Origin of the sequence: Pseudomonas sp. RL_15y_Pfl2_60 (assembly GCF_963970595.1) — a bacterium.
Taxonomy (GTDB): domain Bacteria; phylum Pseudomonadota; class Gammaproteobacteria; order Pseudomonadales; family Pseudomonadaceae; genus Aquipseudomonas.
This window is the reverse complement of record NZ_CAXAOE010000001.1, coordinates 1,024,709-1,047,134: the sequence shown is the minus strand read 5'-3', so window position 1 is coordinate 1,047,134 and position 22,426 is coordinate 1,024,709. Positions and strand designations below refer to the sequence as shown.

Below are 22,426 nucleotides of genomic sequence, written 5' to 3'. Positions count from 1 at the left end.
GCTGTCTTGAACAAAGCCGTCCTGTTATGATGGGCGCCCCTGGCACTCCCGGGGGCAAAGACGCCGTATTTAACCACAAGCGCGTAGCTGAAACCAAAGGCTATGCCCCCGCCGTTGCAGAGCATGTCATCTATAAATAAGCAATCCATACAATTAAGTGCCGAAGTACCGAGTGATTTAGGCGGTCAAAGGCTCGACCAAATCGCCGCGCAGCTCTTTGCGGAGCACTCGCGTTCGCGCCTGACTGCGTGGATAAAAGAGGGCTTGCTGACGGTTGATGGCAAGGTCATTCGCCCGCGCGATATCGTTCACGGTGGCGCCCAGCTTGAGCTAAATGCCGAGCAAGAGGCCCAGGGCGAGTGGGTTGCGCAAGACATCGCCTTGGATATCGTTTACGAAGACGACGATATTTTGGTGATCAACAAACCAGCAGGCCTGGTGGTGCATCCGGCGGCGGGTCATGCCGATGGCACCTTGCTCAATGCTTTGTTGCACCATGTTCCAGATATAGTCAACGTGCCGCGTGCCGGGATTGTTCACCGTCTGGATAAAGACACGACCGGTTTGATGGTCGTCGCAAAAAACATTCAGGCGCAGACGCAATTGGTCGACCAGTTGCAAAAACGTACCGTTAGTCGAATTTATGAGTGCGTTGTGATCGGTGTCATCACCGCGGGCGGCAAAATTGATGCGCCCATTGGTCGCAGCTCGTCGCAGCGCCAGCGTATGACGGTGACAGACGGCGGTAAGCAGGCAATCAGCCATTACCGGGTGCTTGAGCGTTTCCGCTCGCATACCCATGCCCGGGTCAAGCTCGAAACCGGGCGTACTCACCAGATTCGCGTGCACATGAGTCATGTTGGCTTTCCGCTGATCGGTGATCCGGTCTATGCCGGACGCTTCCGCATTCCGCCGGCTGCGAGCCCGACACTGGTGCAAAGCCTCAAAGAGTTCCCGCGTCAGGCCCTGCATGCGCGTTTTCTCGAGCTGGATCATCCGGTGACCGGTAAGCGCATGAAGTGGGAGTCGGCGTTGCCCGATGACCTGGTTTGGTTGCTGACCCTGCTGCGTCAAGATCGCGAGGCGTTTGTCGGGTGAAACGCGTTGCTCATGATTGGTTGATTCCTGACTGGCCGGCACCCGTGCGAGTCAATGCCTGTGTCACAACCCGCCGCGGCGGTATCAGCCAGGAACCCTTTGCCAGCCTTAATCTGGGCTTGCACGTTGATGACGACCCGGTTGCCGTAGAGAAAAATCGTCAGCGGCTGATGAGCCAAGTTGGTTGCCAACCTGCATGGTTGAGCCAAGTGCACGGCGTTGCAGTGGCCGAGGCGGATACCAGTCGTGTGATCGAGGCGGATGCCAGCTGGACGCAAACGCCGGGCGTTGCCTGTGCTGTAATGACTGCCGATTGCCTGCCTGTATTGTTCTGCGATCTTGCAGCCACTCGTGTGGGTGCGGCGCATGCCGGTTGGCGTGGCCTAGCCAGTGGCGTGCTGGAAGCTACGCTGGATACACTTGGTTTTGAACCCGATCAGACCCTAGTCTGGCTCGGTCCGGCAATTGGGCCTGATGCATTTGAAGTTGGCCCGGAAGTGCGTGAAGCCTTTGTCAGTCAACATCCGCAAGCCGCCGAGGCCTTTGTGCCAAGTCGCAATGCCGGACGCTTTATGGCTGATATTTATCAGCTGGCGCGAATTCGACTGGCTGCGCGGGGTGTGACTGCGGTGTATGGCGGCGGATTTTGCACCTTCAGCGATCCGCGCTTCTATTCCTACCGCCAGGCATCGCGCACCGGGCGCTTTGCCTCTTTAGTCTGGTTGGCTGACTAAAAGCATTTGTCAGGCTGACTTGAAAAGTGGCCTTGACAGCCTCATCTAATATCCATCTCAGCAGGCTTCCTTGATTAAATACTGATCAAGTGCTCACTAGCGCGATTTACAGCGCGGCCTGCTTTTTAAAAGGAAGGATGACGCCATGCGAATAGATCGTTTAACCAGTAAGTTACAACTCGCGCTGTCCGATGCCCAATCTCTGGCCGTCGGCCTTGACCACGCCTCAATCGAGCCGCTGCACCTGATGCAAGCGCTGCTGGATCAGCAGGGTGGTTCGATCAAGCCGCTGCTGATGCAGGTCGGTTTTGACGTCAATAGCTTGCGCCAGGCGCTGAGCAAAGAGCTTGATCATCTCGGTAAAATTCAAAACCCAACCGGCGATGTGAATATGTCGCAGGATCTGGCGCGCCTGCTTAATCAGGCTGACCGCTTGTCGCAGCAGAAAGGTGACCAGTTCATCTCCAGCGAACTGGTGCTGTTGGCTGCGCTGGACGACAACACCAAGCTCGGCAAGCTGTTGCTGGGCCAGGGCGTGAGTAAAAAAGCTCTGGAAAACGCGGTGAATAACCTGCGCGGCGGCGATGCAGTCAACGACCCCAATATTGAGGAGTCACGCCAAGCGCTGGATAAATACACGGTTGACCTGACCAAACGTGCCGAAGAGGGCAAGCTCGACCCGGTCATCGGCCGCGACGACGAAATCCGCCGAACCATTCAGGTGCTGCAGCGCCGGACGAAAAACAATCCGGTGCTCATTGGTGAGCCCGGTGTGGGTAAAACCGCCATTGCCGAAGGCTTGGCGCAGCGAATCATCAATGGCGAAGTGCCGGATGGCTTGAAGGACAAGCGCCTGCTGTCGCTGGATATGGGGGCATTGATTGCTGGTGCCAAGTTCCGGGGCGAGTTCGAGGAGCGCCTCAAAGCCGTACTCAACGAACTTTCCAAGCAAGAAGGCCGGGTGATCCTGTTTATTGACGAACTGCACACCATGGTCGGCGCCGGTAAGGCCGAAGGTGCGATGGATGCGGGCAATATGCTCAAGCCGTCGCTGGCCCGTGGCGAGTTGCATTGTGTCGGTGCAACCACGCTTGATGAATATCGCCAGTACATCGAGAAAGATGCAGCCCTTGAGCGACGCTTCCAGAAAGTGCTGGTCGATGAACCGAGCGAGGAAGACACCATCGCGATCTTGCGTGGCTTGAAAGAGCGCTATGAGGTGCATCACCGCGTAGCCATTACCGATAGCGCGATTATCGCGGCGGCCAAACTTAGCCATCGCTACATTACCGATCGGCAATTGCCTGATAAGGCCATCGACCTGATCGACGAAGCGGCCAGCCGCATTCGTATGGAAATTGACTCCAAGCCAGAGGTGCTTGATCGCCTTGAACGGCGCTTGATTCAACTTAAAGTTGAACGCGAAGCGCTGAAGAAAGAGGACGACGAAGCAACCCTCAAGCGCTTGGAAAAGCTCAAGGACGACATTGCTCGTCTGGAGCGCGAGTACGCGGACTTGGAGGATATCTGGAAGTCGGAAAAAGCCGAGGTTCAGGGCTCTGCACAGATTCAGCAGAAAATTGAACAGGCACGCCAAGAGCTTGAAGCGGCGCGACGCAAGAGTGATCTTGAGGCCATGGCCAAGCTGCAATACAGCGTGATTCCTGATCTCGAGCGCAGCCTGCAAATGGTTGATCAGCACGGCAAGACCGAGAATCAATTGCTACGCAGCAAGGTGACCGAGGAAGAGATTGCTGAAGTGGTGTCCAAATGGACCGGCATTCCCGTGTCGAAAATGCTCGAAGGTGAGCGCGACAAGTTGCTGAAAATGGAAGATCTGCTGCATCAGCGGGTGATAGGCCAGAATGAAGCCGTGGTTGCGGTCTCAAACGCAGTGCGGCGCTCGCGTGCTGGTTTGTCCGACCCGAACCGGCCGAGCGGCTCGTTCTTGTTCCTCGGCCCAACCGGGGTGGGTAAAACCGAGCTGTGCAAGGCGCTGGCCGAGTTCTTGTTCGATACCGAAGAAGCCTTGGTGCGCATTGATATGTCCGAGTTCATGGAGAAGCACTCGGTTGCTCGCCTGATTGGTGCGCCGCCAGGCTATGTTGGCTACGAGGAAGGCGGTTACTTGACCGAGGCTGTGCGTCGCAAGCCGTATTCGGTGATCCTGCTCGACGAAGTTGAGAAGGCTCATCCGGATGTCTTCAACGTGCTGCTGCAGGTGCTTGAAGATGGTCGCCTGACCGATAGCCATGGCCGTACCGTTGACTTCAAAAACACGGTCGTGGTGATGACCTCGAACCTGGGCTCGGCACAGATTCAGGAGTTGGTGGGGGATCGTGAAGCGCAACACGCTGCGGTGATGGATGCGGTAACCACGCACTTCCGGCCAGAGTTCATCAACCGTATTGATGAGGTTGTGGTGTTTGAGCCATTGGCGCGTGAGCAAATCGCGGGTATCGCCAAGATTCAACTGGGCCGTTTGCATCAGCGTCTGGCAGAGCGTGAGTTGAGCCTTGAGTTGAGTGATGAGGCGCTGGATAAGCTTATCGCCGTGGGCTACGACCCGGTTTACGGTGCGCGGCCGCTCAAGCGTGCGGTGCAACGTTGGATCGAGAACCCATTGGCGCAGTTGATTCTGTCAGGCAAGTTCGCACCGGGAACCACAGTCACCGGTACTGTTGTCGACGACCAGATCAGCTTCAGCTAAGCCTGAGCCCTGACCTTTAAGCCCTGCATTGTTGCAGGGCTTTTTTATTGGCTTGGTGATTTGTGGTGGACAAGCTTCGCGTTGTCGCACCCTACGGGTGATGCGTATTCCGTAGGGAGGACAGCGCCTTTCTGTCCGCCACATGTGGCATGGCGTGATTTATAGGTGCTTGAGCAGGGTTTCGAGCAATACCGCCTGATCGTCGGCGATATCAATGATATGAAAACCGGCCCAGCTATGCTGGCCGTCTGCGCCAGGGCGGCTCCACAGGCAATCCGCACCCAGCTGCGCTTCTCCGATACCCTCAATCAATTGCTCGCTGACAATCCGGCACTCAATAAGCGCATCGACCGCCAGCGGTGTATCGCTAAACAGCATGAACCCTTCGCTGGAAAGGTCTACAACTCGGCCCAGGCGTTGTCCTGAATGTAAGTCGAAGACTTCCAGCTGCAATTCGGTATTTAGCCGGTTGTGCTGACGACGATCCTCCATGTGAGCTCCTTAGGTTGTTTCGGCTGCACGCCCTGTAAAGCGCTGCAGCACACGATAAATTGAAGACAGGGCCCGATCGACCAAGGGCACGTTGCGCTCTGCTGGAATGACCCTGGCGAGTCCTTGCTCCATTTCTGTGGCGAGAGTCGCTAAAGGTTTGATCGCAACGCGCTGGCCGCTGTGATCAACAAACATGTAGTTACGGGTTGTCGGACTAAACCACGAAAGCTTGAGGCGCTGTGTCTGCCCGTTGCTGAAAAATTCAAACCAGGTGTCAAAGTCGATCTGGCTGAGCTCCTTGGCGATGGCTTGAGCCCGTGGTGACAGCCCGGAAATGGATGGCACCTGGTTGGCCAACGCCGCATCCTCTCCAAGCATGGCGCCCAGCTGGCTTTCCGGTAGCTGGGGGCTGAGCTTGGCGGCGACCTGGGGCTGGTTGGCCTGCACAGCATGCTGGCAGGTGACCAGGTCTTGGAGCAGGCGGCGGATACCGTCCTCGTGATAACCGCCGAGCAGTTGCAACCCTTTGCTCAAGTCCTCAAGTAAAGGAACGCGTATGTTTTGCAGGTGGCTGGCGCCTGCTTCATCAAGCAGTGTGCCGCTCCAAGCCAGTTGTTCGGCAATCTCGCAGGAGCGCAGCCATTCCGCGCTTGTGTCGCCGTGGCGCAGGAGTACAAAGACCAATACATCGGCCCAGGTGAGCTCAAGAAAGTTGCGAATGATTGCCGGTGGCTGGCGATTGCTCAGCGACGCATTGATCACCTCAATGGCTTGCTGGCGGGCGCCGAGTAGTTTGTCGCGGCCCTTGGCGGCTTCTACTGCGCGGCGTTCGCGCAAATCCACTTTGTGCTTGAGGGTGGCGGCAAACTCATTGAATTCCTCGAGCAGGCTATCGAATAGCTCTAGATCACCGCTGAAACCATGGATGACACGCTCGACAACCCAATGCATTTTGGCCAGCAGGCCACGCTCGTCACCTTCTGTGCCATAGAGCACGCCAGCTTGCGCCATGCTGTTGAGCAGCTTGCGAGCCGGGTGGTGATGTTGGGTGAACAGCGCTTTATCAAGCAGTGCGACTTTAAGGTAAGGCGTATGCAGGTGGGACAGTGCGGTTTTGCAGTTATCAGGGAGGTTGTCGTCATCAAGGATGAAATCAAACAGCATGCCGACCAAGTCGATAATGTCGGCTTCTTGATCCGAGACTTTTTGCTGTCCTGGCAGTTCGCTGTGTTCTTCAAGCTGGCTTTGCAAGTCGGCTTTCAAGCCATCGACCTGTTGCGGCTGATGCAGACGCTGGGCAAAGTCATCCGCTGATTGACGTTGCATCCTGTTCAAGGCGTCAAGCAGCTCGTTCGCGCTGTAGGTCCGGGTGGCCTCGGCCGGGGCAAAACTGCTGATGCTGCGTGTATTGCCTTGCAGAGGCGTATTCGGAGCGCGTCGTCGATGTTCATTGAGCAATGAAGCCAGGCTGTTAAGCAGTGCCGTGGGATCGCTGGGTAGCGGTGCATCCGCCGCGGGAGGTGGCGCGTAGCCGTGTTCTGCGCTCGACATGCTCCAGCCAGTGCCTGGCTGCTCTCTGTTTCGGGGTTGTTCGGGCGAGCTTTGCTCTTGTGCCGGTTTGCTGGCTGGATTGCTGTTGCGCGGCGCTGTGTATTTCAGGTTGGGCAGGATGCCGCCGTCAATCAGGCGCTGGTTGAGCCCGTCATATAGGTTGTCGAGGCTGCTCATCACATGCTGGTCGAATAAGGTGTAGAGGATGACCTTGATGCGCAGTGGAAAAGGGCAGGGGTGCAGGGCTTCACGAAAGGCCATGGCAATCATCTGGGGCCCGAACGGATTATTGTCCTCCACCAGCTTTACGCCGTTATTGAGCAATGCAAGCCGCTGTTCCAGGGCAAATAGCGGCTGAGCGCAGCGAGCTTTGACCCGGCTTACCATATTGGTCACTTGCAGGCTTTCTTCATATTCCTCGTTTTGGATCAGGCTAAGCGCATCTGCCTTAATCTCGCTGACCGCGTCGACGGGCTTGAGCTTGCCTTCAAGAAAGTCAGAGAAGTTGTGCGCTATTTTCTGGTGGTACATACGCTCGATTTGCGGCCGCTGCTTGCGGATCTCGCGCATATTGTCAAAAAACAGCGTTTGCACCTGATTGTTTTCAGCCTTTTCAGCACACTCAAATAGCGTGTCGTCTACCTGGCCAAATACACCGGTTAGGTGTTCCGCCAGCCGGTTCATCACTAATTGCCTGCAATGCTGTACCAGCCCGCCGAAGCGCGGTTGAATGCCGCGGCTGGCAAGTGTGCGTCCAGAGATTGGGGGAACGTTCGGTGGGCCTGGGTTGCTCATGTACTTTCCTAGCAAAAGTGCTTCCAGCCTTTGCATCCAGCGCCGGCTTTATTAATAGAAGATATAGCAGGCGCTGGGCGCCGTGCAAAGCATTGTCATAAAAGCAAAAAAGGGGGTTGACAGTACGGCCGTAAACCGTAAAATGGCGCGCCTCAGATACGGGAAAGGACTTAAGTCCAGACACATATTTGAGGCTTGAAGGTATGTAGTTCCGCGATAGCTCAGTCGGTAGAGCAAATGACTGTTAATCATTGGGTCCCAGGTTCGAGTCCTGGTCGCGGAGCCAAACTTTCAATATCGGGGTATAGCGCAGTCCGGTAGCGCGCCTGCTTTGGGAGCAGGATGTCGGGAGTTCGAATCCCCCTACCCCGACCATTTTTGGGTCGTTAGCTCAGTTGGTAGAGCAGTTGGCTTTTAACCAATTGGTCGTAGGTTCGAATCCCACACGACCCACCATTTTCGCTCTTGCTGTTGATAAGAGTTGAATCTTAGGAGCAGAGTCATTCACTCTGATCCAGTAAAGAAAGCGCCGATAAGGCGCTTTTTTTATGCCCAAAATTCACCGGCGAGCCTGGAGCAAACCCAACGGGGGTGATACGTGTCTTGTAGGGCCGCACAGCGCTTTTGTGTCCACCATTTGTGCGCACAGGTGTTGGTCTGTCTGGCGACTTCTGGTGGACAAGCTTCGCGTTGTCACACCCTACGGATGGTGTTTGTCCCGTAGGGAGGACAGCGCTTTTCTGTCCGCCATTTGCGGTTGTTGATAGCTGGGTAAATTACCTCAAATCACTGGATAAGCCTCGTCTAATATTACTCTCCGAAATTACCCTGCTCATGCGCAGGGCCCGCGCACCAGTCTTCGGGGTAAACCCACATTGCAACTGATCGGTGAAAGCTCGAATAAGGCCAGTCAGCCAGCCTTTGAACATGGTTATGCTTCACTGGGTTGTAGTGAATGTAATCGAAATGCAGTTGGTAGTCCCTCGGGTCGCGAATCAAGTGCTCCCAATAACGGCGTTGCCAGACGCCGCGCTCTCTGCGGTGAAGTTGGTTGGCTGTTAGTGGTTCGGTTGGAGGTAGGCGTTTGCTGAAGGCTCGTTTAATGACTTTCCAGCGAAGGGCAAACTCGTTGTCGTTCGGTGGCAGTGTCCACATGCAGTGCATGTGTTCGGGTAATACCACCCAAGCATCGATATGGAATGGGTGACGAGCCCTTGTTGCGCGGACTGTATCGCGCAATAAATCGACTTCACGGATCAGCAGATCGCTTTTTCGATCATGCAGGTTAACGGTAAAGAAATAAGTAGCACCCCGAACACAGGCGCGGCGGTAATTAGGCACGGCAACTCAACCTTGAGTGGTTAGGTGCCTAAACAATGGTGGACAAGCTTTGCGTTGTTCACCCTGGCGTTCGGTTGGAGTGTGCATTTCGATGCTCCGTAGGGCGGACAGCGCTTTTCTGTCCGCCGCATGCGGCACGGAGCATGGTTGCTTGGTGATTTCTGGTGGACAAGCTTCGCGTTGTCACACCCTACGGGTGATATGACGGGCGTTTAATGAAGCTTGAGCCGTGGCTCTGTGCTGCGGCCGATTCTGTCGCTTAGCATCAAGAGCGCAGTGCGGAAGAAACCGTACAGCGCCATTTGGTGCATGCGATAGAGCGACACATAAAACATCCGTGCCAGCCAGCCTTCGAGCATCACGCTGCCGGTCAGGTTGCCCATCAAGTTACCCACGGCAGAAAAACTCGACAGCGAAATCAGTGAGCCGTAATCACGATACAGATATACGGGGAGCTCTTTGTCGGAGCCTAGCACGCGCATTTTCAAGGTTTTCGCCAGCAGTGATGCCTGTTGGTGTGCGGCTTGAGCGCGTGGTGGTACGTTGCGGCCTTCTGCGCCGGGTTGTGGGCAGGCGGCGCAGTCGCCAAAGGCGAAAATGTCGTTATCTTGCGTGGTTTGCAGTGTCGGGCGCACCACCAGTTGGTTGATGCGATTGGTCTCCAGGCCGGCGATATCTTTTAGAAATGCGGGTGCACGAATGCCTGCCGCCCAGATTTTCAGGCTGGCAGTGATGGTTTCGCCATTCGCGGTAACCAGTCCATCGGCGGTGACTTCGCTAACCGCTGAGTTGGTCAGTACCTTGACCCCGAGTTTTTCCAGGGTCTTATGTACCGGCTGGCTGATGCGCTCAGGTAGGGCGGGAAGCACTCGTGGCCCAGCTTCAATCAAGGTGATGCGCATGTTTTCAGGCAGGATACGGTTAAGGCCATAAGCGGCCAGTTCGTGTGCGGCGTGGTGGAGCTCGGCCGCCAGCTCAACACCGGTGGCGCCGGCACCCACAATCGCCACGCTGATTTGCTCGATGTTTTCACTCTGGCTGGCATGGGCGCGCAGGTAATGATTCAGCAGTTGGTTATGAAAGCGCTCTGCTTGCTCACGGGTGTCGAGGAATAGGCAATGTTGCGCAGCGCCAGGTGTGCCGAAATCATTGGTTGTACTGCCCACGGCGATAACCAGGCTGTCGTAGTGCAGGTCGCGTTCCGGCACCAGAACTTGGCCGTGCTCATCCAAGGTCGCGTCTAGGCTGATCCGCTTGTTGTTGCGATCCAGTCCGGACATGCGCCCGAGTTGAAACTCAAAATGATTCCATTTTGCCTGGGCGACATAATTCAGCTCGTCGCCTGATGAGTTGAGTGAGCCTGCTGCCACTTCGTGCAGCAATGGCTTCCAGATATGGGTGAGATTGGCGTCGACAAGGGTGATTTTGGCTTTGCCGCGTTTGCCCAGGGATTTACCCAGGCGGGTAGCAAGCTCCAAGCCGCCGGCGCCACCACCGACGATCACGATTTGATGGCTCATTTAATAGACTCGCAAGGCTTTGAATAGAAAAACGATGGGGCGAGAGGGCAAGCGCTAAGCAGCTCATAGCACCAAACTCCCAAGAAATCGGCTGAGTAACCCAAGGACGATGACGATACCGAGCACTATCAATAACAGGCGCCAGACCTTAAAAGGTTGGCGCTCGACTTGGTGCTGTGGAGCGCTTAGATACTGATCAACACGTTGTTGGTCGATAGGCTTAAGGCGGCTGGTCATGGAAACCTCGATGGTCGAGTGCATCATTGGCCTGATTATAGAAAACTTCCCAACTGCTTACAGGCTCTTGTGCATCCAAGCCTAGCGCAATTAGCAGGATAAGGCGTGATTGATCAACGATCGCTTCCTAGTCTGTATCTGTCAGTGGCTCGACAATTAAGCTGTCGCCGCAACGAATGATGCCACTGTGCAGGACTCTGGCGGTAATGCCGCCGTGACCTCTCATCGCCTGGAATGTGCCTAACCCAAGGCGTTCTTCCAGGCGTGCACAGGGTTGGCACCAGCCGGTTGTTTCGAACACGGCTTGCCCGATTCTGAAGCGTCGGCCCTTGAGACTGAATAGGTTGATACCGCTGATCGCGATATTGCGCCGCAAGTCTTCGAGGCGAATCAGGTTGTCAGCGTCGCGGCTCAATAGTGCGCTGACGACTGCGAGGTGTTCCCACTGAATAAAAGTGACTTGGCGTGCATTGCGCGGGCCAGGGCGGCTGTGATCGCCGGTCAGTCCTTCATCGCGTCGCGCTTCCACGGCATCCAGTTCGATCATTGGCGCGCGCGATGCGGGGCGTACACCAATCCAGCGTACCTGACCCTGTTGCGGAACTGCTGCGAGTAATGCTTTGAGCGGGCTCATTGAATGGTCCGAGTTTGATTTGTTCATGGTGGACAAGCTTCGCGTTGTCGCACCCTACGGGGATCGCTTCGTTTGGGCGGGTGAGGGTATTTTATCCGCGCTTTAATGACTGCGATTATTGGCAGATATTACGTTTACAGGCTCATGCCTGCGTCGAAAATGACGCTGCGACCAAGATTATTGCGTAAAAAATCGGGGGCATCGGCGTGAGCAAAAATTACTCGGGCGAAGGTCGGAGCAACCACTGAAAGCGAGCGCCAGCCTTGGCGCAGGAACTCGGTGGGCGGAGGGAAGTGGCTGTTGAAGTCCAGCACCGAGCGCTTGAGATTGATGTAAGCAAGCAAATCCAATTCACCAAGATCAATATCGCGCTCCCGGTAGTTATGGGCTTTTTTGCTCAGTGTCGGTGCCAGGCGGGCGAGCATATCCTTGGCGGGGATGCGCTTGGGTTTTGCCTCGCGTCGCACAAGCTGACTCAAGGAAAACGCACGGCGACGGCGTTCGAGTTCGGCGCGCCATTCATCATTCAGGCGGCGGCCTTCGTCGAGCACAAAGAACACCTCGAAATTGGCATCGCGAAACAATACGTCAGGCGGCTCATTGCCGGGCGCAATGAACTCTTCAAGCCGGTGGCGCAGGTTGAACGCCTGCAGCAGCCGCTGGCATACCCAGCGCTCGCGTTCCCATTTGCGCGCATTCGATAGAAATGCATTGGCTTGCTCGGCGTGATCTGTGAGCAGGCGCAGGTAATCAGAGTCATCCATTTGTTTAGCTTAGCTGCGTCGCTTGGTAAATGGATATGCCCGGACGACGATCAGGCAGGGATTCAGGGTGATTAGTCAGGGGTGTAGACTGCTGCCTACCTGTTTGTAGTTGAGGTGTGGCGAGATGATTGGTGCTGAGTTACTCACGACCACTAGCGCGCTGGCTGGTTGGCTACTGTATGCGCCTGTCGTGATCTGGGCTGTTTTTCGTGCGCCTTGGGTGGCGCTGATCAGCGACCTGCGCCGTCAGCACCTGGTGTTTGCAACGGCTATGGCGTTGTTTTTGTTATGGCTGGTGCGGCGTGATTTCGAGTCGGGCCTGTCTTATCACTTTATCGGCATGACCGCTGTAACCTTGCTCCTCGACTGGCCGCTGGCGGTGCTGGTAGGCCTGCTGGCACAACTTGGGTTGCTGGCGCTGGGGCTGCAGGACTTTTCGGCACTTGGTGTAAACGGCGTGTTGTTGGTGGCGTTGCCGGTGCTGGTGACGGAGTTGTGTGCGCTACGTGTCGAGCGTGAGCAGCCGGAAAACTTGTTCGTGTATATCTTCTTTTGCGGCTTTTTTCCGGCGGCGCTGGCGACCTTGCTGGTCATACTCTCGGCATTCGGCCTGTTGTGGCTGGATGGCGTGTTCGAGATGCCGCCCTGGATCGAAGACTACGTCGGCTATTTGTGGCTGGTGATATTCCCCGAGGCCTTTATCAACGGCTTGGTGGTGAGTGCGTTGGTGGTGTTTTACCCAGACTGGCTGGAAACCTTCAACCGCAGCCGCTATTTGTCGGCACCCTGGAAAAACGACAAACGCCCGCCAGATTCGTAGGGTGCGACAACGCGAAGCTTGCCCACCACAAATCGCCAAACAGACCAACACCTGTGCGCACAAACGGCGGACAGAAAGGCGCTGTCCTCCCTACGGGATACTCATTGCCCGTAGGGTGTGACAACGCGAAGCTTGTCCACGACAAATCGCCAGGCGGACCAACACCTGTGCGCACAAACGGCGGACAGAAAGGCGCTGTCCTCCCTACGGGATACGCATCGCCCGTAGGGTGCGACAACGCGAAGCTTGTCGACCAAATGGCTTGCGAAATATCGGCGCGATGCGCCCTTGATCAGTGGGTGCGCGGCGGGATTTCTTCGGAAAACACATCATCTTCCAGTTCATTGCCGGGGATCGCGTGTTCCTCGGATGCCCAGGCGCCCAGGTCGATCAGTTTGCAGCGCTCCGAGCAAAATGGCCGACTAGGGCTTTGTGGACCCCATTCAACAGGCGCTGCGCAAGTAGGGCAGGCGACGAGGGTGGGTGTGGTCATGGTTGGCCTCCACGTAAAGTCAGGTAAAAAGTATGCAGGCGTTCAACTTCGCTGCGCAGCCAAATCAGGTCGCGGTCGTTTACCAAGACATCATCGGCAATTTGTAGGCGCTGCTGGCGTGTAGCCTGGGCGTTAAGAATCGCCTGCACTTGTTCCAGTGAAGTATTGTCGCGCATCAGCGTGCGTTCAATCTGCAGCGTTTCAGGTGCATCGATCACCAATACGCGCTGGGTTAATGCGTGCTGGCCAGTTTCTACCAGCAAGGGTGTGACCAGGATTGCATATGGCGAGGTTGCTTGCGCCAGATACTGGATGATCTCTTGGTTGATCAGCGGATGCAGTAAAGCTTCGAGCCAGCGCCGCTGTTCGGCATCCTGAAAAATCAGCTTGCGCAGCGCCGTGCGATCAAGCTGGCCATCTGCTTGCAGGATAGCTTCGCCAAAGTGCTCGGTTATCTGTTTGAGGGCGGGGCGGCCAGGCTCAACCACCCAGCGCGCTGCTTGGTCGGCGTCGACCAAATGCACGCCAAGGTCGATAAAGCATTGCGCAACCGCGCTTTTACCGCTGCCGATACCGCCGGTGAGGCCCAAAATCCAAGGTTTCATGCGCGTGCAGTGGCTCTAATCAATCAAACAGAATGCAGATTGTAGAGCAGAGCACTTGCAACTGGCGACCCTGGTCCAACACGGGCCTATTTCATACCGGCAAATTGCAGGTAGCTCGAGGTGATCTGGTCGCCCCAGATCAGCGCTATCCAGCCAGCGATAGCCAGGTAAGGGCCAAAAGGTATGGGTGTGCTGGTTTCGGCATTGCGCAGGCGCAGCATAATCACGCCAAGGACTGCGCCAACCAGCGACGACAGCAAAATAGTCAGCGGCAGAATTTGCCAGCCGCCCCATGCGCCCAGCATGGCCAGCAGCTTGAAGTCGCCGTAACCCATGCCTTCCTTGCCGGTTATTAGTTTGAACAGCCAAAACACCGTCCACAGGCTCAGGTAGCCGGCAACCGCTCCCCAAAGCGCATCGCCCAGGCTGGTAAACAGCCCAAAGTAGTTGGCAATCAAGCCCAGCCAGAGCAGCGGCAGCACCAGCACATCGGGCAGCAGTTGGTGGTCGGCATCAATCAGGCTCATTGCCAGCAAGCCCCAGGTCAGCAGAAGCATCAAGCCGGTTTGCCAAGTAAAGCCAAAGTGCCAAGCGATAAAGAATGACAGCGCCCCGCAGGCCAATTCCACCAAAGGGTAGCGCTTGCTGATCGGGGTTTTACAGCTGGAGCATTTGCCGCGCAGAGCCAAGTAACTGACGACCGGGATATTCTCCCAAGGTCTGATCTCATGCTTGCACGAAGGGCATGTGGAGTTGGGCAGAATCAGATTGAAGCTTTGTTTAGGGGCTTCGGCAGGCAACCCCAGTGCTTCACGCGCCTGAGCCTGCCAGTCGCGTTGCATCATGATTGGTAGGCGATAGACCACAACATTCAAGAAGCTACCAACCAGCAAGCCGATAACCAGCACGCATAAAGAAAAGGCCAGCGCAGAGCTGGCCAGAAAGTCGAGTGTTTGCATGGGCTAGACGACTTGACCAAGCTGGAAGATGGGGAGGTACATGGCGATAACTAGGCCGCCAACTACCACGCCTAAGACTGACATGATAATAGGCTCCATCAGGCTGGTAAGGCCATCGACCATATTGTCGACTTCCTCTTCATAGAAACTGGCAACTTTATCGAGCATTTCGTCTAGTGCCCCAGACTCCTCGCCAATAGCGGTCATTTGGATGGCCATAGATGGGAAGGTATTGGTAGAGCGCATAGAGAAGTTAAGCTGCATACCTGTTGAGACATCTGCTTTAATTTTGTTAGTTGCGTTTTTAAAGACAACATTTCCTGTGGCGCCTGCAACTGAGTCAAGTGCATCAACTAGCGGAACGCCCGCAGCAAACGTGGTTGCAAGTGTTCGTGCGAATCGAGCTACAGCTGATTTGTATAGAATGTCCCCAACAACTGGGAGCTTTAAAACTGAGCGGTCTAGCGCGTTTCTGAACTTTTCAGAGCGTTTGTGGGTTTCTTTGAAGGCAAGAATAGCTAAAAATAGTCCGACAAGGATAAGTATCCACCATTTCTGTAGTGCTTCAGAAATAGCTATCACAAAGAGTGTGAAGGCAGGTAGTTCAGCGCCAAAGCCCGAGAAAACAGATTCAAATTGAGGTACTACTTTTATCAATAGTATTGCAGAAACAATCATTGCAACTACTACAACGGCAATCGGATAATTCATTGCTTTCTTGATTTTTGCTTTTAGTGCTTCTGTTTTTTCTTTGTACGTTGCTACACGATCTAATAGGGTTTCCAACGCCCCCGACTGTTCGCCCGAGTCGACAAGATTGCAATAAAGCTCATCAAAGTATTTAGGTCTTTTGCGCAGAGAGTCCGCGAAGCTATTACCAGCTGCTACATCTTGTTTAACTTCATCTATCAGTTTGCGCATGTTGGGGTTGTCGACACCCTCAGCAATAATATCGAACGATTGCAGAAGTGGAACTCCTGCTTTCATCATGGTCGCCATTTGCCTTGTAAACAAAGCGATATCCATCGGCTTGATTTTTTTGCCAGCGCTAAAGATTGAGGCAGATTTTTTGCGTACCTTGGTTGGGTTGATACCTTGCTTGCGCAATTGGGCTTTGACCAAGGCTTGGTTCTGACCACTTAGCTCGCCTTTGACGGTTGTGCCTTTCTTATCTTTACCTTCCCAGGCGAATACGCTGGTTTTTAATGCTTTTGCCGCCATGGTTAATCCTTGGTTACGCGGTTGACTTCCTCAAGGCTGGTGACGCCTTGCATCGCCTTCACCAGTGCCGAGGTGCGTAGATCATTGAAGCCGTCTTTGCGCATCTGCGCGGAAATGTCGATGGAGTTGCCTTCCTCCATGATAATCCGTTGCAGGTTAGGCGTGTTTTTAACCACTTCATATATTCCGACACGACCTTTGTAACCGCCTTTGCAATTTTCACATCCCACGGGGCCGAAAATCTTGAAAGTGCCGATTTTTGCTTCTGGGAAACCTTCTTCCAAAAGCGTCTCACGCGGCACATCAATTTCTTTTTTGCAGCTGCTGCAGAGTTTGCGTGCCAAGCGCTGAGCGATGATCAGGTTGACCGAGGTGGCGATGTTAAATGAAGGCACGCCCATATTGCGCAGGCGGGTCAGGGTTTCTGCGGCGCTGTTGGTGTGCAGGGTCGACATCACCATATGGCCAGTTTGCGCGGCTTTTACTGCGATAGAAGCGGTATCGAGGTCACGGATCTCGCCGACCATGATGATGTCCGGGTCTTGACGCAGAAAGGCACGCAACGCCTGAGTAAAGTCCATACCCTGCTTGGGATTGACGTTGACCTGGTTAATGCCTTCAAGGTTGATTTCAACCGGGTCTTCCGCTGTGGAAATATTTACATCTGGCGTATTAAGAATATTCAGACCGGTGTATAGCGACACGGTTTTGCCTGAGCCCGTAGGGCCGGTAACTAAAATCATCCCTTGTGGCTGCTTAAGGGCAGTCATATACAGGTTTTTCTGATCTTCCTCATAGCCGAGGGCGTCAATACCCATTTGTGCGCTGGTTGGGTCGAGAATCCGCATCACAATCTTTTCGCCCCACAGCGTAGGCAAGGTATTGACCCGGAAGTCGATGGATTTGCTCTTGGAGATGCGCATTTTGATGCGCCCATCCTGTGGTTTGCGCCGCTCGGAAATATCCAGCGAGGCCATCACTTTAAGGCGTGCGGAAATTCTTGGTGCAAGCTGAATAGGCGGTCGCGCCACTTCGTGCAGAATGCCGTCCGTACGCAGGCGTACGCGGTAGGTCTTCTCGTAAGGCTCAAAGTGCAGGTCGGAAGAGCCACCCTTAATCGCATCTAAAAGCATCTTGTTAACAAAGCGAACAACCGGCGCGTCGTCAGCATCCTGGCCGCCATCTCCGCCGCGTGGTTCGTCGTCTACGGCCTCAACATCCAGCCCGTCCAGGTCAACATCGGCAAGGTCTTCCATGCCGCTGGTGCCAGAGTCGAAGAACTTCTCGATGGCATCGCCAAGCTTGTCATCTTCAACCAGGATGGCTTCGGTGTTGAGGCCGGTGCTGAACTGGATATCGGTGACTGCTTGGTGATTGGTCGGGTCGGATACGCCAATAAAAAGCTTGTTGCCGCGCTTCCACAGGGGAATCACGCGGTGCTGACGCACCAGTTTCTCGCTAATCAATTCGCGAGGCTGACTTTCTTTGTCAATTGAGCCGAGGTCAACGAATGACACGCCAAACTGATCAGAGGCAAGCTCTGCCAGCGCCCGGCTTTTAACCAGTTTGTTTTGCACAAGGTAGGTGACCAGCGACATTTTGTTGCGCGTGGCTTGTTGCTGAGCTTGCTGGGCTGCTTTCTCATCAAGCAGTTCAGCGATGACCATTTGCTTGGCTAGGCCAGTGAGAGAGACGACGTCATTCATTGCAGGCTCCATAAACTATGCCTGCGTTATAGCCTAGTTGAAGGGCAGAACCAAACTGACATTCCGTGACTGACAAATTATGTCACATGTTGTCACTAATCAGAATGCACTTTGATTGTATGGTCGTCTTCAGGCCGGAATTGGTGGCGTTTAGGAAGTTGGCATAGTGAATGCATTGATCCGGTCAGGTCGTTGGGCCTATTCATTTCTAGGAGAGTTACATGAAAGCTCAAAAAGGTTTTACATTAATCGAGCTGATGATCGTAGTTGCGATCATTGGTATCTTGGCTGCAATCGCACTGCCTGCTTACAGTAACTATCAGTCCAAAGCTAAGCTGACCGCTGGTCTGGCTGAAATATCCGCAGGTAAAACTGCTGCTGAAGAACGCATTAACAATGGTGAAGCAGTGACCGCAGTGGGCGATATCGGTTTGCAAGCTACTACTGGCAACTGCGCAATGACTGCGTCATTCACCGCTGGTGCTGGTAGTATCGCATGCGCCGTTGCAAACGCTCCTTCGCAGGTTTCGTCCGCTACTTTGACTTGGCAACGTACCTCTGCAGGCGTCTGGACTTGCTCTACTACAGGTGCTGGCGACGCTACCTTGGCTCCTAAAACTTGCCCGCAAGCTGCAACGCCATAATGGATGGGTAGATTGCCTATTTCTTAATAGGCAATCGCCTCAAAAAAGCCTGCTTATTTAGCAGGCTTTTTTAATTGTTTTAAATTGTCTTTAGATGTTAGTTAGTGCTCTTGTCATTGAAACTTTATGGAAGCAAGTTCCATTAGGTGAATTATTGAATGTTAATCACAACCCCAACCGCATAGAAAGATCCACCGCCTTCACATCTTTAGTCAGTGTGCCAATCGATACATAGTCCACGCCTGTTTCGGCGATGGCTCTTAGGGTGGATTCGTTGACGCCGCCTGAGGCTTCGAGTTTGGCTTTGCCTTGGGTGATGGCGACGGCTTGGCGCATGTCATCCAGTGACAGTTCATCGAGCATGATGATATCGGCGCCAGCGTCTAATGCATGCTGTAGTTCTTCCAGACTTTCTACTTCGACTTCCACCGGCTTGCCGGGGGCGATCTTGTGTGCGGCTTTTACGGCGGCGTCGATATTGCCGCAGGCGGCGATATGGTTTTCCTTAATAAGGAAGGCGTCGAACAGGCCGATGCGGTGGTTGTGGCAACCGCCGCAGGTGACGGCGTATTTCTGGGCGAGGCGCAGGCCCGGCAGGGTTTTGCGTGTGTCGAGGATTTTGATCTGGGTGCCTTGCACCATATCAGCGTAGTGCTGGCAGCGGGTGGCCACGGCAGACAGGGTTTGCAGGAAGTTCAGCGCGCTGCGCTCGCCGGTGAGCAGGGCGCGTGCCGGGCCTTCGAGATGAAATAGCGCCTGATTGGGCTCGACGCGATCGCCGTCGGCCACTTGCCAGTGCACGGCCACGCGGTCATCAACCTGGCGAAAAACGGCATCCACCCAGGCTGTGCCACAGATAACCGCTGCATCGCGGCTGATGACGGTCGCGTGGGCCAGCCGTTCGGCGGGGATCAGTTGGGCGGTAATATCACCGCTGCCCATGTCTTCTGCCAGTGCTCGGCGAACGTTGGCCTCAATTTCGGCGGTTAGGTCGGCGAGGATTAGGTTAGGCATGGTGCGCTCCATTTTCGGTGAACCGCGATTATAAAAGCAGACTTCGCTGCTCTGCAGCTATAAATGCCTCTTTGCAGCATGGGCTGGTTGAGTTTGAGTGCGGCCGGAGTTAGCTGGATTAGTCCGGCGTTCGCGTATGGCAGAGGCTCCTTAGAGTGAATCATTTGATGATTTGAGGCTCTTAGAACCTAACAGGCTGGCGATCTATACCGCTCGTCAGTTGGGGCGGCCATGTGTGACCTGAGTCATGCCTGATGCTGTTGAAGGCTTGGTAAGTTGTGCTACATGGCTATAATGCGTTCATATATAAAATTATTGACGCCATTAGATTGACATTCACTGATGGCGATTGAGTGCATGCAGATATAGTAGCCATGGAGGGCGATCTGCAGGAGACGGACAACTATGACAACTGACGCTAAGGTGGTTCACCTTAATCCTCTGACTGCGGAGCAGAACAACGCTGCCTCTGCGGTGAGGCTGCCTGCCGCCTTGATTCAGTTGCGCGACAAAGCTGCCCAGCAGCTGAAGCAGGCTTTGCAGGCCTTGTTTGATAATGCTGACGACACGCTGTTTGAAATGGCTGATCGCGCTACCAGCAATGGCGAGCAGAATGCCTTTTTTGAGGCCATGCGTGATCTGCGCTTGAAGCGAAAGAACGTCGAACGCGAGTTTCTGCAAGCCATCTTCGAGTCTTTCTCCAACCTTAATCAATACACCATTGGCAAAGCGCCAACCCTCGACACCGTTTCGTTCGACAGTTTGTCACTGGTACAGAACGATGAGCTTGAGGAAACAGTTGCCACAGATGCCATGGTCGCCAAGGTGCTCAGCCGCGACAGCCAGGCGCTGGGCCATCTGACTACGCGCTTGAATGCTGTGATCAGCCGCAAGCTTGATGACAAGAGCAATCCCTTGGGGCCAGCTTCCTTGTGTGCTGACTTCTTGAGCGCCTGCGCCAGCTTGGGTGTCGATATTCGCGTCAAGCTGATCATCCTTAAGCTGTTCGAAAAATTTGTCCTGGCTGATCTTGATCAGCTTTATGCCGAGGCCAATCAGCAATTGGTCGCAGCAGGTATCCTGCCTGAGTTGAAATCGGCGCCTGTTCGTCGTGCCCCGGCGCAGGGCCAGGCTGTAAACCGCAACACCACCGGTGAAGCGGGGCAGCATTCGGCTGTGGCTGGCGAGTTTGCCGAACAGGATGTACAAGAGGTTTTCAGCGCACTGCAGGGTTTGCTATCCCAGGCTCGCGGCTCGCTCACTCAGCGTCAGGCGCCTGCCGATGCCATGCCTATTACCAGTAATGACCTGATGCGGCTGCTGTCACATATGCAGCAGCGTGCGCCAGTGCAGGTCAGCGCCGAGTTCGATTTGCGCGATCAGCTTGAGCAACTGCTCAGCCGTGCCAGCGCCAAGAGCGGTAAGACACGGGTTGTGGGTGAAGTCGATGAGGACGTCATCAACCTGGTGTCGATGCTGTTTGAATTTATCCTTGATGACCGCACCTTGCCGGATTCGTTAAAAGCGCTGATTGCGCGCTTGCAGATTCCGATGCTCAAGGTCGCGGTACTCGACAAAACATTTTTCAGCCGCGGCAGTCACCCGGCCCGCCGCTTGCTCAATGAAATCGCAGCCGCCTCCTTGGGTTGGGGCGATCAGGACAATGCGCAGCGCGACAGCCTGTTCCAGAAGATTGAGCAGATCGTGCAGCGTCTGCTCAATGACTTTGTAGATGATCCACAGATTTTCTCCGAGTTGCTCAGCGACTTTATGGCGTTTACCGTCGATGAGCGCCGCCGCAGCGAGTTGCTTGAGCAGCGCACCCGTGATGCAGAAGAGGGCAGCGCCCGCTCTGAGCTGGCGCGCAAGCAGGTTGAACAGGCGCTTAATCAGCGCTTGTTGGGAAAGAAGCTGCCTGAAGTCGTGGTGCGTTTGCTGCAAGAGGGTTGGAGCAATGTGCTGACCTTGACTTGCCTCAAGCATGGGGTTGAGTCAGACGAGTGGAATGCTGCGCTGGCGACCATGGATGATTTGATCTGGAGCGTTGAACCCCATGATGATCCGCAAGCGCGCCTGCGCTTGTTGGAATTGGTACCAGGCTTGCTCAAGGCATTACGCGAAGGCATGAGCAGTGCAGCCTTTGATCCATTTGCCACCAGCGAGTTTTTCAGTCAGCTCGAGAGCCTGCACGTTCATGCATTCCAGCGTTTCAAGCGGATCATGGCCGGGCCGGTGGCTGAGAAGGTTAGCGAGCAAAACCAAGCGTTGCTTGATGCCGGGATCGAAGTGCCGTTGCTGGAAGTGCCGCCCGCTGATGAGCCAGACGTAGCGCCTATGGTCGAAGTGGTCGAAGAGATCGTGCTGTTGGCCCCGGGTGAGACCGAGGCGCCGCAGGCGGAAGTCGCCTTGCCAGACGATGATGAGATGCTGCCCAAGGTTGATGCGTTGCGCGTGGGCAGTTGGGTTGAATTTGTTGAGGACGATGAGCACAAGCTGCGCTGCAAGTTGGCGGCGATCATCAAGCCAACAGGCAAGTACATCTTCGTAAACCGTACCGGCATGAAGGTTCTGGAGAAAACGCGTATGGCTCTGGCCATCGAATTCCGGCGCAATGCCATACGTTTGCTCGATGATGCGTTGTTGTTTGATCGTGCGCTTGAGTCGGTCATCGGTAATTTGCGCCGCTTGAAGAACAGCTGATTTTTCAGGGGATCTTCAAACGAACGCCCAGCCTAGTGCTGGGCGTTTTGCTGTCCGGGTCTTGGTGATTGTGTGGTCGTGGTGGACAAGCTTCGCGTTGTCGCACCCTACGGCTGGTGTTTATCTCGTAGGGAGGACAGCGCTTTTCTGTCCGCCGTTTATGGCGCGACACATGGTTGCTTGGTGGTTCTTGGTGGACAAGCTTCGCGTTGTCGCACCCTACGGTTGGTGTTTATCTCGTAGGGAGGACAGCGCTTTTCTGTCCGCCGTTTATGGCGCGACACATGGTTGCTTGGCGGTTTTTGGTGGACAAGCTTCGCGTTGTCGCACCCTACAGGTGATGTTTATCCCAGCGCTTTTCTGTCCGCCATTTATGTTGGGCAAGGTT

The 22,426-nt window shown here is 54.8% G+C and carries 19 protein-coding genes and 3 tRNA genes; 9 read left to right on the top strand and 13 right to left on the bottom strand.

The window, feature by feature from the left end; all coding sequences use genetic code 11:
- Window positions 1–123: 123 nt before the first annotated feature.
- The 3 genes from rluD to clpB all read left to right on the top strand — a co-directional run bounded on the left by rluD (window position 124) and on the right by clpB (window position 4,542).
- Window positions 124–1,098 carry a 23S rRNA pseudouridine(1911/1915/1917) synthase RluD gene (gene rluD, locus AACY26_RS04950; RefSeq protein WP_339511526.1) on the top strand — a complete coding sequence of 325 codons (975 nt, stop codon included), beginning with the start codon at window positions 124–126 and terminating at the stop codon, window positions 1,096–1,098.
- Entirely contained in the window at window positions 1,095–1,832 is a 738-nt protein-coding gene (pgeF, locus tag AACY26_RS04945; protein ID WP_339511524.1) for a peptidoglycan editing factor PgeF, read from the top strand. Before rluD ends, pgeF begins: the two co-directional genes overlap by 4 nt.
- A gap of 145 nt (window positions 1,833–1,977) precedes the next feature.
- Window positions 1,978–4,542: an ATP-dependent chaperone ClpB gene (gene clpB, locus AACY26_RS04940; RefSeq protein ID WP_339511522.1), complete on the top strand. Its 2,565-nt coding sequence runs from the start codon at window positions 1,978–1,980 to the stop codon at window positions 4,540–4,542.
- 159 nt (window positions 4,543–4,701) lie between these two features.
- Here the strand turns inward: clpB and AACY26_RS04935 are convergent, their stop codons facing one another.
- Window positions 4,702–5,034, bottom strand: coding sequence for a PilZ domain-containing protein (locus AACY26_RS04935; protein ID WP_339511520.1), 333 nt, complete (start codon window positions 5,032–5,034; stop codon window positions 4,702–4,704).
- 9 nt (window positions 5,035–5,043) lie between these two features.
- The gene (locus AACY26_RS04930; protein WP_339511518.1) at window positions 5,044–7,380 is read right to left on the bottom strand and encodes a DUF1631 domain-containing protein; all 2,337 of its coding nucleotides are present in this window, start codon (window positions 7,378–7,380) and stop codon (window positions 5,044–5,046) included.
- A 210-nt stretch (window positions 7,381–7,590) separates the two neighbouring features.
- On the opposite strand from AACY26_RS04930, the gene AACY26_RS04925 reads away from it, so the two are divergent.
- The 3 genes from AACY26_RS04925 (at window position 7,591) to AACY26_RS04915 (ending at window position 7,836) form a co-directional block, all read left to right on the top strand.
- Window positions 7,591–7,666 (top strand) — tRNA-Asn (locus tag AACY26_RS04925).
- Between the two features lie 12 nt (window positions 7,667–7,678).
- A tRNA-Pro gene (locus AACY26_RS04920) sits at window positions 7,679–7,755 on the top strand.
- A 5-nt stretch (window positions 7,756–7,760) separates the two neighbouring features.
- Window positions 7,761–7,836, top strand: a tRNA-Lys gene (locus AACY26_RS04915).
- A 354-nt stretch (window positions 7,837–8,190) separates the two neighbouring features.
- On the opposite strand, the gene AACY26_RS04910 is transcribed toward AACY26_RS04915, so the two are convergent.
- From AACY26_RS04910 to AACY26_RS04890, 5 genes are all read right to left on the bottom strand, one after another.
- Window positions 8,191–8,721: an REP-associated tyrosine transposase gene (locus tag AACY26_RS04910; RefSeq protein WP_339511516.1), complete on the bottom strand. Its 531-nt coding sequence runs from the start codon at window positions 8,719–8,721 to the stop codon at window positions 8,191–8,193.
- A 212-nt stretch (window positions 8,722–8,933) separates the two neighbouring features.
- Window positions 8,934–10,241 (bottom strand): NAD(P)/FAD-dependent oxidoreductase, encoded by a 1,308-nt coding sequence (locus AACY26_RS04905; RefSeq protein ID WP_339511514.1) that lies wholly within the window; start codon window positions 10,239–10,241, stop codon window positions 8,934–8,936.
- A 63-nt stretch (window positions 10,242–10,304) separates the two neighbouring features.
- Window positions 10,305–10,478 carry a DUF3094 family protein gene (locus AACY26_RS04900; protein WP_339511512.1) on the bottom strand — a complete coding sequence of 58 codons (174 nt, stop codon included), beginning with the start codon at window positions 10,476–10,478 and terminating at the stop codon, window positions 10,305–10,307.
- A gap of 127 nt (window positions 10,479–10,605) precedes the next feature.
- Window positions 10,606–11,112 (bottom strand): MOSC domain-containing protein, encoded by a 507-nt coding sequence (locus AACY26_RS04895; protein ID WP_339511510.1) that lies wholly within the window; start codon window positions 11,110–11,112, stop codon window positions 10,606–10,608.
- Between the two features lie 134 nt (window positions 11,113–11,246).
- The gene (locus AACY26_RS04890) at window positions 11,247–11,876 is read right to left on the bottom strand and encodes a DUF1780 domain-containing protein (RefSeq protein ID WP_339511508.1); all 630 of its coding nucleotides are present in this window, start codon (window positions 11,874–11,876) and stop codon (window positions 11,247–11,249) included.
- 124 nt (window positions 11,877–12,000) lie between these two features.
- Here AACY26_RS04890 and AACY26_RS04885 point away from each other — a divergent pair, with 124 nt between their 5' ends.
- Complete coding sequence (locus AACY26_RS04885; protein WP_339511506.1) at window positions 12,001–12,696, top strand: energy-coupling factor ABC transporter permease; 696 nt, start codon at window positions 12,001–12,003, stop codon at window positions 12,694–12,696.
- Between the two features lie 292 nt (window positions 12,697–12,988).
- Here AACY26_RS04885 and yacG read toward each other — a convergent pair whose 3' ends face one another.
- The 5 genes from yacG to pilB form a co-directional block, all read right to left on the bottom strand.
- A complete protein-coding gene (gene yacG, locus AACY26_RS04880) occupies window positions 12,989–13,189 on the bottom strand; it encodes a DNA gyrase inhibitor YacG (RefSeq protein ID WP_010489719.1) in 201 nt (66 codons plus the stop codon).
- Window positions 13,186–13,794 (bottom strand): dephospho-CoA kinase, encoded by a 609-nt coding sequence (gene coaE / locus AACY26_RS04875; protein ID WP_339511503.1) that lies wholly within the window; start codon window positions 13,792–13,794, stop codon window positions 13,186–13,188. The genes yacG and coaE overlap by 4 nt, the downstream gene beginning before the upstream one ends.
- Before the next feature lie 86 nt (window positions 13,795–13,880).
- On the bottom strand, window positions 13,881–14,753 hold the full coding sequence (locus AACY26_RS04870) for a prepilin peptidase (protein WP_339511501.1): 873 nt from the start codon (window positions 14,751–14,753) through the stop codon (window positions 13,881–13,883).
- 3 nt (window positions 14,754–14,756) lie between these two features.
- The gene (locus tag AACY26_RS04865) at window positions 14,757–15,974 is read right to left on the bottom strand and encodes a type II secretion system F family protein (protein WP_339511499.1); all 1,218 of its coding nucleotides are present in this window, start codon (window positions 15,972–15,974) and stop codon (window positions 14,757–14,759) included.
- 2 nt (window positions 15,975–15,976) lie between these two features.
- On the bottom strand, window positions 15,977–17,680 hold the full coding sequence (gene pilB, locus AACY26_RS04860; RefSeq protein ID WP_339511497.1) for a type IV-A pilus assembly ATPase PilB: 1,704 nt from the start codon (window positions 17,678–17,680) through the stop codon (window positions 15,977–15,979).
- Window positions 17,681–17,901: 221 nt separating this feature from the next.
- Between pilB and AACY26_RS04855 the strand changes: the two genes are divergently transcribed.
- Entirely contained in the window at window positions 17,902–18,324 is a 423-nt protein-coding gene (locus AACY26_RS04855; protein ID WP_339511495.1) for a pilin, read from the top strand.
- Between the two features lie 165 nt (window positions 18,325–18,489).
- Here the strand turns inward: AACY26_RS04855 and nadC are convergent, their stop codons facing one another.
- Window positions 18,490–19,338 (bottom strand): carboxylating nicotinate-nucleotide diphosphorylase, encoded by an 849-nt coding sequence (gene nadC, locus AACY26_RS04850; RefSeq protein ID WP_339511493.1) that lies wholly within the window; start codon window positions 19,336–19,338, stop codon window positions 18,490–18,492.
- Window positions 19,339–19,743: 405 nt separating this feature from the next.
- Here nadC and AACY26_RS04845 point away from each other — a divergent pair, with 405 nt between their 5' ends.
- On the top strand, window positions 19,744–22,038 hold the full coding sequence (locus AACY26_RS04845) for a DUF1631 domain-containing protein (protein ID WP_339511491.1): 2,295 nt from the start codon (window positions 19,744–19,746) through the stop codon (window positions 22,036–22,038).
- Window positions 22,039–22,426: the final 388 nt, after the last annotated feature.

Bases quoted from the DNA above. Each gene is read 5' to 3' on its own strand.
- rluD (WP_339511526.1), top strand. From the start codon at position 124: ATGTCATCTATAAATAAGCAATCCATACAATTAAGTGCCGAAGTACCG.
- clpB (WP_339511522.1), top strand. From the start codon at position 1,978: ATGCGAATAGATCGTTTAACCAGTAAGTTACAACTCGCGCTGTCCGAT.
- AACY26_RS04935 (WP_339511520.1), bottom strand. From the start codon at position 5,034: ATGGAGGATCGTCGTCAGCACAACCGGCTAAATACCGAATTGCAGCTG.
- AACY26_RS04930 (WP_339511518.1), bottom strand. From the start codon at position 7,380: ATGAGCAACCCAGGCCCACCGAACGTTCCCCCAATCTCTGGACGCACA.
- AACY26_RS04905 (WP_339511514.1), bottom strand. From the start codon at position 10,241: ATGAGCCATCAAATCGTGATCGTCGGTGGTGGCGCCGGCGGCTTGGAG.
- AACY26_RS04900 (WP_339511512.1), bottom strand. From the start codon at position 10,478: ATGACCAGCCGCCTTAAGCCTATCGACCAACAACGTGTTGATCAGTAT.
- AACY26_RS04895 (WP_339511510.1), bottom strand. From the start codon at position 11,112: ATGAGCCCGCTCAAAGCATTACTCGCAGCAGTTCCGCAACAGGGTCAG.
- AACY26_RS04890 (WP_339511508.1), bottom strand. From the start codon at position 11,876: ATGGATGACTCTGATTACCTGCGCCTGCTCACAGATCACGCCGAGCAA.
- AACY26_RS04885 (WP_339511506.1), top strand. From the start codon at position 12,001: ATGATTGGTGCTGAGTTACTCACGACCACTAGCGCGCTGGCTGGTTGG.
- yacG (WP_010489719.1), bottom strand. From the start codon at position 13,189: ATGACCACACCCACCCTCGTCGCCTGCCCTACTTGCGCAGCGCCTGTT.
- coaE (WP_339511503.1), bottom strand. From the start codon at position 13,794: ATGAAACCTTGGATTTTGGGCCTCACCGGCGGTATCGGCAGCGGTAAA.
- AACY26_RS04870 (WP_339511501.1), bottom strand. From the start codon at position 14,753: ATGCAAACACTCGACTTTCTGGCCAGCTCTGCGCTGGCCTTTTCTTTA.
- AACY26_RS04865 (WP_339511499.1), bottom strand. From the start codon at position 15,974: ATGGCGGCAAAAGCATTAAAAACCAGCGTATTCGCCTGGGAAGGTAAA.
- pilB (WP_339511497.1), bottom strand. From the start codon at position 17,680: ATGAATGACGTCGTCTCTCTCACTGGCCTAGCCAAGCAAATGGTCATC.
- AACY26_RS04855 (WP_339511495.1), top strand. From the start codon at position 17,902: ATGAAAGCTCAAAAAGGTTTTACATTAATCGAGCTGATGATCGTAGTT.
- nadC (WP_339511493.1), bottom strand. From the start codon at position 19,338: ATGCCTAACCTAATCCTCGCCGACCTAACCGCCGAAATTGAGGCCAAC.
- AACY26_RS04845 (WP_339511491.1), top strand. From the start codon at position 19,744: ATGACAACTGACGCTAAGGTGGTTCACCTTAATCCTCTGACTGCGGAG.